At 64.8% G+C, this 256-nt stretch carries 1 protein-coding gene; it reads left to right on the top strand.

Going from position 1 to position 256, the window contains the following annotated elements; genetic code table 11:
- Window positions 1-79 precede the first annotated feature (79 nt).
- Window positions 80-256, top strand: a 177-nt coding sequence (locus ACKRDP_RS09995; protein ID WP_409154633.1) for a signal recognition particle receptor subunit alpha, incomplete at its 3' end; no start/stop codon positions are given.

Here is a 256-nt window from a genome sequence, read left to right as displayed (position 1 = left end):
CCTGCGCACTCCCGGTGCGTCGTAGTCCCGGCCAGCGGCCCTGCGGCCTTTCCGCCCCCATTCATTTGCAGATATCACCATGCTAGACAACCTGACCCAACGCCTCGCCAAAGTCGTCAAAACCATGCGCGGCGAGGCGCGACTGACCGAATCCAATACCGCCGAGATGCTGCGCGAAGTGCGCCTGGCCCTGCTGGAGGCCGACGTGGCCCTGCCCGCCGTGCGCGAGTTCATCGCCAAGGTGAAGGAAAAAGCC

It is taken from the genome of Pampinifervens navoyensis (assembly GCF_046159715.1).
Lineage (GTDB): Bacteria > Aquificota > Aquificia > Aquificales > Aquificaceae > Pampinifervens.
This window is presented reverse-complemented; position numbering and strand designations above follow the sequence as displayed.